General features: G+C 40.7%; 9 protein-coding genes and 2 pseudogenes. 9 read left to right on the forward strand and 2 right to left on the reverse strand.

The features are described 5' to 3' along the window. Together AACT23_RS12175 and AACT23_RS12180 are read left to right on the forward strand one after the other, a co-directional pair. Positions 1-539: pentapeptide repeat-containing protein (locus tag AACT23_RS12175; protein ID WP_094129267.1), on the forward strand; the 539-nt coding region annotated here is incomplete at its 5' end. A 125-nt stretch (positions 540-664) separates the two neighbouring features. Next, on the forward strand, positions 665-1,180 hold the full coding sequence (locus AACT23_RS12180) for a hypothetical protein (RefSeq protein ID WP_000090011.1): 516 nt from the start codon (positions 665-667) through the stop codon (positions 1,178-1,180). A gap of 117 nt (positions 1,181-1,297) precedes the next feature. On the opposite strand, the gene AACT23_RS12185 is transcribed toward AACT23_RS12180, so the two are convergent. Together AACT23_RS12185 and AACT23_RS12190 are read right to left on the reverse strand one after the other, a co-directional pair. Next, positions 1,298-1,615 carry a CcdB family protein gene (locus AACT23_RS12185; protein ID WP_000077449.1) on the reverse strand — a complete coding sequence of 106 codons (318 nt, stop codon included), beginning with the start codon at positions 1,613-1,615 and terminating at the stop codon, positions 1,298-1,300. Continuing rightward, the gene (locus tag AACT23_RS12190) at positions 1,615-1,860 is read right to left on the reverse strand and encodes a type II toxin-antitoxin system CcdA family antitoxin (RefSeq protein ID WP_001260801.1); all 246 of its coding nucleotides are present in this window, start codon (positions 1,858-1,860) and stop codon (positions 1,615-1,617) included. Before AACT23_RS12190 ends, AACT23_RS12185 begins: the two co-directional genes overlap by 1 nt. 232 nt (positions 1,861-2,092) lie before the next feature. On the opposite strand from AACT23_RS12190, the gene AACT23_RS12195 reads away from it, so the two are divergent. From AACT23_RS12195 to AACT23_RS12220, 7 genes and pseudogenes are all read left to right on the forward strand, one after another. After that, entirely contained in the window at positions 2,093-2,635 is a 543-nt protein-coding gene (locus AACT23_RS12195; protein ID WP_094129270.1) for an AbiU2 domain-containing protein, read from the forward strand. Positions 2,636-2,781: 146 nt separating this feature from the next. Continuing rightward, positions 2,782-3,393 (forward strand): annotated as a pseudogene (locus tag AACT23_RS12200) (arginase family protein); the annotation flags it as partial. After that, positions 3,376-3,720, forward strand: a complete 345-nt coding sequence (locus tag AACT23_RS18035) for a DUF4440 domain-containing protein (RefSeq protein WP_445286079.1) — start codon at positions 3,376-3,378, stop codon at positions 3,718-3,720. The pseudogene AACT23_RS12200 and the gene AACT23_RS18035, both read left to right, overlap by 18 nt. Before the next feature lie 634 nt (positions 3,721-4,354). Then, complete coding sequence (locus AACT23_RS12205; RefSeq protein WP_445286080.1) at positions 4,355-4,693, forward strand: hypothetical protein; 339 nt, start codon at positions 4,355-4,357, stop codon at positions 4,691-4,693. Positions 4,694-4,849: 156 nt separating this feature from the next. Further along, complete coding sequence (locus tag AACT23_RS12210) at positions 4,850-5,320, forward strand: DUF6650 family protein (protein WP_094129282.1); 471 nt, start codon at positions 4,850-4,852, stop codon at positions 5,318-5,320. A 241-nt stretch (positions 5,321-5,561) separates the two neighbouring features. Beyond that, positions 5,562-5,906, forward strand: coding sequence for a hypothetical protein (locus tag AACT23_RS12215; protein WP_094129285.1), 345 nt, complete (start codon positions 5,562-5,564; stop codon positions 5,904-5,906). Positions 5,907-6,643: 737 nt separating this feature from the next. Further along, a pseudogene (locus tag AACT23_RS12220) lies at positions 6,644-6,778 on the forward strand (GNAT family N-acetyltransferase); the annotation flags it as partial.

Here is a 6,778-nt window from a genome sequence, read left to right on the forward strand (position 1 = left end):
CTGATGAGAAATATAGCGACGTCGAGTTTGAAGATTGCCAATTCTCCGAGTGCGATTTTTCAGCGGTTAAATTCCAGAAATGTAAGTTTACAAACTGCACATTTGAACGCTGCAATTTGAGCTTGGTGGATTTTACAAACTCAAAGCTCTTTGAGCTTAAATTTCAAGACAGTAAGTTAGTTGGCGTTGATTGGACGAAAGCGACATGGCCAGTTTATCACTCAGACTTTGAGCTAAGTTTTAAGCGTTGTATTTTAAATGACTCGTCTTTCTTTGGCCTGACCTTAAATGAATTGGTTTTGGATGAATGTAAGTTGCATGATGTTGATTTCCGTGAAGGTAACTTTGCAGGTTCAATAATGATTTATAGTGATTTTAGCCACAGTTTATTTATGAGAACAAATTTGCAAGGGGTTGATTTCAGTGAATCAACAGCATACTCCATTGACGTATTAGAAAATAACGTTAAAAAGGCTAAGTTTTCACGATATGAAGCGTTGAGCTTATTAGAAAGCTTAGGTATTGAATTGGTGGATTAATAGTCTAACAAACGGCTCAAGAGGGATTGCCAACGCGTGGCGACTTTAGTGCAAAATTGAAGTTCAGTGTTTACAGTGTGTTTTTTAAGTTCGGCGGTGCGTTGTCAACCCCTTAGCCGGGCGTTATGGCGCAATATGAAACAACCAGTGAGGTGATTGTGAGCCAGAAAGTAAAAGTTGCATTGCTATGGCTCAAAGAGCTTCTCGAGTCGAAGCAAATTTCATATCAAATAGTGGGTGGTTTAGCGGCCAAAATCCATGGCGGCTCACGAGAAGTCGCAGATATTGACCTCTATATTCACAAAAGTGATGCGCATAAAATCTTGGCGGATGTTAGCCAATATATTTCAAAGCCTCTTACTCATTACATCGAAGGCTCTTGGGATTTAGAGTATTTTCAGTTGATTTATGGCTCACAGAAAATAGAAATAGGCCTAGCGCCAGGAACTAAAATACGAGCATCGGAAAGTGATGAGTGGCATGAGCTGCATACCAATTTTGAGCGTTCAGTTTCTGGTGAATACTTGGGTGTTGTGGTGCCGACAATACCCGTTGATGATTTGGTTGCTTACAAACGTGTACTTGGCCGAGAAGTTGATTGGATTGATATTCAAGAGTTAACGGGTGAAATCGCGCCATAACAAACGCCTCAAGAGGGACTGTCAACGCGTGGCGTTTCCAGTCACAATGAGCCGCGGTGGTTGCAGTTGATGTGTTTGAGTTTGGTTGTTATGCGTTGCCAGCCCCTTAGGCGGGCGTTATATGCCAGTAATCAAAAAGTCGATAGCAGCGATAATCTCATCTCTGAAAGTGCTTAAGTCTGCGACGGGCTCAACTAAGATTTTGGTTGGTACACTTGCCATCTGTTGAGTAAGAATGACAAAGTCACCTTGTTCAATGTGAATCGTTGGGCACAAATGGCTTGGTGCTTTCTTTTCTAGTAAATCAAGTGGTGTAAGTGGTATCACCAATCGAGTATTTAGCGTATTGAGCAGCTCACTTTGTACGTCAACAAAATAGGGATAAGCGGTAGACGTACTTTTGTCGAGATTTTCGTAAAGGGTAAATTGAGACATCAGAATACTCGGTATGAATCAGAAAAAAGGCCATGTTTCTCAGTAAGTTCGTTACAAGCTTCAATGGCTTCGGCATTTTGTTCTAGCCATTCAGCTTTCAATCTAGAGGAAACTTCTTTTTCTAAGGCTTTTTCCATCGTAGCGGATAGATTGATATTAAGGCGTTTAGCTTCAGCAAGTAACTCACTGTTTAAGCTAAGATTGGTAGCCTTTTTGGGTGCTTGTGTACTAAACGTGGTTCTCATGAAGTTACTCCGTGCGTATTTTAAATGCGCATTGATTATAGTGGTAAAAATGGCATATAACAAACGCCTCAAGAGGGACTGTCAACGCGTGGCGTTTCCAGTCCCATTGAGCCGCGGTGGTTGCAGTTGTTGTGTTTGGGTTTAGTGGTAATGCGTTGTCAGCCCCTTAGGCGAGCGTTATGAGTCAGTTATATGAATCAGAAACTTGAGAAATCAATAAGAAAATTACAGGATGAAGCTAGCTACCTTCATTATCGTTGGGAGTTATATAAGCAACTGTTTGCGTCTAACTCACATCGTGCTGGAGTTCAGCAAATTAACTGACCCAGCTAAATCGGGGAAGAACAAGAATTTGACTTTAGAGTTCTTGGTTTCGGAAGTCAGCAGAATTGATGGTTGCGAAGCTTTGAGTCAAAAGCTTAGAACTATACTCGACGAAATTAATAGGCATGCTTCCATTTTTAGGAAAATTCGACATAAAAAGGTGGCTCATAGCGATCTTGTTACACTACTTGGAACAGCAAATTCGTTATTACCAGGCATATCAGTTGAGGACATCGAGAGGTTGCTGTCATTGGTCGCTGAATTTATGAATGAGGTAGAGCGTTATTTTTTCGACAGTGAGACATGCTATGACGAAGGCATGACGTCTTATTCATGTGATGGTCGGGCCCTAGTTATGTACCTTCAAAAAGCATTAGCCTACCAACAACTTGAAGATGATGGTTTAGTGGAAGAAATGTATTGGTTAAAGTTCGGTGATATAGACTCATAACAAACGCTTTAAGAGGGACAGCCAACGCGTGGCGCTTTTTTTATGCGTTGGTTTTCGTGAGTATGGTGTTATGCGGAAAGTAAGTAGAAGCGTTGTCTGCCCCTTAAGCGGGCGTTATACGAAATTAAGTAAGTACAGGAGTACACATGAAAAGACATTTCGACATAATCGGAGCACCTTTCAATCAACTGGGTTTTGTGACAACTCAAGACAATACGGTTGATGGTCTGCGACGAATGGATGAAATGTCATGGGTAGGCCTTACGGACTGGATTCAAGTCAGGAATGATAGATGGGGTGCCGACATTATTGACCGAGGCGATGTTGAAGTCACCGATGAGGTACATTCTTTAATTTCCGGTGGTAGTAAAGATGAAGCATTGCGGGTTTACGCGCATCATCTCAAGACAAAAGTGTTGGCGAGTTATACAAATAATCGCCTCCCTATAACAATCGGTGGCGACCATTCGATAGCAGTTGGAACCGTTCAAGCAGTCCTTAGTCATTATCAAAAGGATAAAGGTCAAAAAATTGCGATTGTTTGGGTTGATGCTCACGCAGATTGCAACAATACACTCGACAGTAATTTGCACGGTAAGCCCCTAGCGTTATTGATGAATCAATATGCTCATAACGGTTGGTCAATTCCTTCGGAGATAGCTTTACAGCCTCAAAATGTTTTCTATGTGGGTGTCCGAGATTTAATGCAATGTGAACATCAGCTTATAAAACAGCTCAACATGACCAATATCGACATGATGTGCATTGATAGAGCTGATATTGAACGCCTAATTCACTCGAGTTTTACTGAGGTTGGTAAATCAGGTAACAGTTTTAACTTTGACTCGATAATCGAAATGATGAGTTCAGAAAAGCCTTCGGATTTGCATGTTCATTCGCAAAAATACGAATGTATTCAACTTGAACCGTCAGTTCAGCTTCTTAAATATGAATCAGCTTTAGTCAAAGAATCTGGTGAAGTAAGCGATTATGCTAAACGTTGTTCTATTTGGGCATTTACTGGTAGCTGTTGGCAGTTTAAGTATCATCAAGGAACGCCATGTGCGGCTTTTGAATTGATATAAAACTAGGCTTGGTGGTCAGGCATATAACAAACGCTTCAAGAGGGACAGCCAACGCGTGGCATTTTTACTATGCGTTGGTTTTGGTGATTATGGTGTTGTGCGGAAAGTTAGTAGTAGCGTTGGCTGCCCCTTAAGCGGGCGTTAGGCAAGGTGAGTTTTTATCAGCTAAATCGAGTTGAAATTGAGCAGTAAATTCCATGTTTTGTGGCTTAACTTCAGCAATAAATAATCATCACATATTTGCTGTTTCTTGATCGCGTTGGGTTGTTTATCGCTGTGAATTCATCGGCAAAATAACCTTCAGCATCCAAACGTCCGCCGAGCATGCTACGCTCGTCACTTTTCTTCCAAATCGCTCAATTTGAGTTTTTTGTTTCTTTGCTGATTTAGGGTTTTGGTTTATAAATGAATGGGTTAGTTTGTTTTAAGTTTACAAAAAAGCTCGTTCTTTGGTTGTGAAAGTATCGGTGTCAATCGGTTGGCCTAACAAACGGCTCAAGAGGGATTGCCAACGCGTGGCGACTTTAGTACAAAATTGAAGTTCAGTGTTTACAGTGTGTTTTTTTAGTTCGGCTATGCGTTGTCAACCCCTTAGCCGGGCGTTATGCTCTAGGAGTAAAAATTGACCGAATTGATGAGAAAAGTCTTTTTAATCAATATAGTGGCCTTTTTGATTGTTTTCGCTTTATCTAATTATGTTCCTCTTTTTGCTACAACGCGGCCTGCTGATTTTTTGTTTTTTGTCGTGATTGTTATTTGGCTTTTAGCAAAGTTAATGTGGGAAGGTGGTATACACAGCAAAACGACACGATTAGATGATCCGGTTACCGATAAAGTATACAAAATGGTAAAGGGACATGATTTTGAAAAAGAGCAAGTTGAGCATTATCGAGCTAACTACCAAACAGGCTTGGTTCTCTTTATTGCAGGTTTACCCGCATTAATTGGTTGTCTAGTTCTGCAGTTTACTTGAGCACAAGCATAACAAACGGCTCAAGAGGGATTGCCAACGCTTGGCGGCTTTAGTACAAAATTGAAGCTCAGTGTTTACAGTGTGTTTTTTGAGTTCGGCTATGCGTTGTCAACCCCTTAGCCGGGCGTTATGTGTTTTTTCAGTATGGAGCAATAAGTGAAAGCTAAAAGCATTTTAAAAAATATTACGGGAATCAGTTGTCCAATTTTTGGTATTCAATGGAATGCACCTGTGGATGAGATTAAGCTGGCTACTACATTTGTCAAAGATTTGGGAAATCACAGGGTTTTATTTAATCCAATGCATATGGAAAGAAGAGATTCGTGTATTAACAGTGTAAACATAATTCGTCAGTTAATTAGCGATGTATTGGCAAATTCGAAAGACAAATCCCCATTATCAAAGGCACTTAAACGTATGAGAAGAGCGTGCCATGCTTTCCAAAACGAGGTAGATTCTCCTCATTACCTGGCTCTGGAGATTCCTGTTCAAAACTCTATATTGGAACGCGAGCTATCAAAATTAAGACTGAAGTTTGGTGAATCTTTAGCTGAAATTTCTGTTTCTTACGACATCGATATAGAAGATGAGCTTGCTTCAATAATTCCCTTTAATCCCGTGAGATAACACATAACAATCGCTTTAAGACGGATTCGCAACGCTTGGCGGTTTTAGTTTGATTTTGCTTTTGCGTTTACGGTGTAATAATTGAGTGTCGTGGTAGCGTTGCTCACCACTTAAGCGGGCGTTATGCGAGCCGCTTACGGGTGGTGGCCTTGATTTATTGAAATATTCACGAAAATTCACAGCATTAGAGCTTCAAAAAGTGATAGCGTACCGGATTATTGAGTCACTGAATGGAGTTTTTATGCATCCTATATTTAATAATGGTTTGACAAGTCTTGTTAACCTTGGGAAAACATTTTCGAATGTTAAAATTAGTTTTGCTCAATGTATTTCCGCTATTAGAAACACCCGTGAGGTTAGTTCTAAATCTGTAACTGAACAACATCTACAGCTTATTAAAGATGCAAATAGCCAAAAATATTTACACCGAACAAAATCCCAAGATGTTACTATAATCAAATGCTACGGTACACCTAGTCGGAAAAAGAACCGAGCTCCTGACCCTACATTACTAGATCTTGTTAAACGTGCTAATATCCCTACTTACTTACAAAAGACAAAGTTACTTACAAAAGACAAAGGCTGAGGGTGTCACTATAGGCACAGTCTCTGAAAAATGATTTACGGTTTTGTAAGAGTTTAGAGGTGCAAGTTACATTCGCATAACAAACGCTTCAAGAGGAACAACCAACGCGTGGCGGTTTTACTATGCGTTGGTTTTGGTGATTACGGTGTTATGCGGTAAGTTGGTAGTAGCGTTGGCCGCCCCTTAAGCGGGCGTTATGCAACTCAGGTAAATTTAGGGGTTCAATCTTTTGGGATTTCTCCGGCCATTCGTTTTGTGTTGTCGGCAAATGAGTATTTTTACCCTCAAATTCGTGGTCAACTCAAACCGTAAAACAGGCAAAGTTCTTTGCTTGCCTCAATCGGTTTTAGCGCTGGCGCGTTGTCAGTTTGGCAGGCGCAAAATGTGGAAAGGGCAAGTTTATCGAGCATTTTGCTTTTGCTGAAGTTTTCGCTCGTTGAGTTTGTTTCATTCAAAAGCTTGGTTGGTTGTTGAAAGGTGGACTTTGTTTTGGCGGCTTATTTATCTCGGCTCCTACTTGGGTTGGTTCTTGAGTCACTCAACCATTGCAATTGTGGCTTTGGGTCGTGTAAATTCAGTTTATCTCATTGAATTTGCATAACAAACGGCTCAAGAGGGATTGCCAACGCGTGGCGACTTTAGTGCAAAATTGAAGTTCAGTGTTTACGGTGTGTTTTTTGAGTTCGGCGGTGCGTTGTCAACCCCTTAGCCGGGCGTTATAAGCTTTGGAGGCTTTAGTGATTACAATTCGAGAAATGGATATTTCCGATTACGATTCAGTGATTGATCTGTGGTGCCAGACGGAAAGCTTGTCATTAAGAGATGCTGATTCTAAACAAAGCATTGAAAGTTACCTTAACCGAAACTCTGGG

Source organism: Vibrio sp. V09_P4A23P171, assembly GCF_963875615.1.
GTDB lineage: Bacteria > Pseudomonadota > Gammaproteobacteria > Enterobacterales > Vibrionaceae > Vibrio > Vibrio anguillarum.

Excerpts from the sequence above, each read along its gene's own strand:
- AACT23_RS12180 (WP_000090011.1), top strand. The coding sequence starts at position 665 with ATGGCGCAATATGAAACAACCAGTGAGGTGATTGTGAGCCAGAAAGTA.
- AACT23_RS12185 (WP_000077449.1), bottom strand. The coding sequence starts at position 1,615 with ATGTCTCAATTTACCCTTTACGAAAATCTCGACAAAAGTACGTCTACC.
- AACT23_RS12190 (WP_001260801.1), bottom strand. The coding sequence starts at position 1,860 with ATGAGAACCACGTTTAGTACACAAGCACCCAAAAAGGCTACCAATCTT.
- AACT23_RS12195 (WP_094129270.1), top strand. The coding sequence starts at position 2,093 with ATGAAGCTAGCTACCTTCATTATCGTTGGGAGTTATATAAGCAACTGT.
- AACT23_RS18035 (WP_445286079.1), top strand. The coding sequence starts at position 3,376 with ATGACCAATATCGACATGATGTGCATTGATAGAGCTGATATTGAACGC.
- AACT23_RS12205 (WP_445286080.1), top strand. The coding sequence starts at position 4,355 with ATGAGAAAAGTCTTTTTAATCAATATAGTGGCCTTTTTGATTGTTTTC.
- AACT23_RS12215 (WP_094129285.1), top strand. The coding sequence starts at position 5,562 with ATGCATCCTATATTTAATAATGGTTTGACAAGTCTTGTTAACCTTGGG.